This is a genomic window from Erwinia sp. PME.40.26/001 (assembly GCF_055556675.1).
Window position 1 is genome coordinate 1,877 of sequence record NZ_JBVHNP010000019.1, and the last position, 1,320, is coordinate 3,196.

At 51.4% G+C, this 1,320-nt stretch carries 1 rRNA gene (running past one end of the window); it reads right to left on the reverse strand.

Going from position 1 to position 1,320, the window contains the following annotated elements:
- Positions 1 to 1,172 (reverse strand): 23S ribosomal RNA (locus ACZ3HG_RS22885); it reaches 1,833 nt to the left of the window's first position.
- Positions 1,173 to 1,320: the final 148 nt, after the last annotated feature.

The window sequence follows — 1,320 nt, forward strand, 5'->3', positions numbered from 1 at the left end:
CGTATCGCTGCCGCAGCTTCGGTGCATGGTTTAGCCCCGTTACATCTTCCGCGCAGGCCGACTCGACCAGTGAGCTATTACGCTTTCTTTAAATGATGGCTGCTTCTAAGCCAACATCCTGGCTGTCTGTGCCTTCCCACATCGTTTCCCACTTAACCATGACTTTGGGACCTTAGCTGGCGGTCTGGGTTGTTTCCCTCTTCACGACGGACGTTAGCACCCGCCGTGTGTCTCCCGTGATAACATTCTTCGGTATTCGCAGTTTGCATCGGGTTGGTAAGCCGGGATGGCCCCCTAGCCGAAACAGTGCTCTACCCCCGAAGATGAGTTCACGAGGCGCTACCTAAATAGCTTTCGGGGAGAACCAGCTATCTCCCGGTTTGATTGGCCTTTCACCCCCAGCCACAAGTCATCCGCTAATTTTTCAACATTAGTCGGTTCGGTCCTCCAGTTAGTGTTACCCAACCTTCAACCTGCCCATGGCTAGATCACCGGGTTTCGGGTCTATACCCTGCAACTTAACGCCCAGTTAAGACTCGGTTTCCCTGCGGCTCCCCTATACGGTTAACCTTGCTACAGAATATAAGTCGCTGACCCATTATACAAAAGGTACGCAGTCACCTAACAAGTAGGCTCCCACTGCTTGTACGTACACGGTTTCAGGTTCTGTTTCACTCCCCTCGCCGGGGTTCTTTTCGCCTTTCCCTCACGGTACTGGTTCACTATCGGTCAGTCAGGAGTATTTAGCCTTGGAGGATGGTCCCCCCATATTCAGACAGGATGTCACGTGTCCCGCCCTACTCATCGAACTCACAGCAAGTGCATTTTTGTGTACGGGAGTATCACCCTGTACCCTGCGACTTTCCAGACGCTTCCACTAATGCACAAACTGATTCAGGTTCTGGGCTGTTCCCCGTTCGCTCGCCGCTACTGGGGGAATCTCGGTTGATTTCTTTTCCTCGGGGTACTTAGATGTTTCAGTTCCCCCGGTTCGCCTCATGCCACTATGTATTCATGACATGATAGTGTGACGTATCACACTGGGTTTCCCCATTCGGGTATCGTCGGTTATTGCGGTTCATATCACCTTACCGACGCTTATCGCAGATTAGCACGCCCTTCATCGCCTCTGACTGCCTAGGCATCCACCGTGTACGCTTAGTCGCTTAACCTCACAACCCACAAGCGTCCCGAAGGAACACGTGTTGTCGTTGCGAGCATTTGAGAGACTCGAACATATCGTAGATTTCATTCTTATTACGGAGAATGAAAACGACATGTCGTTTCAATTTTCAGCTTGTTCCGGATTGTTAAAGAGCA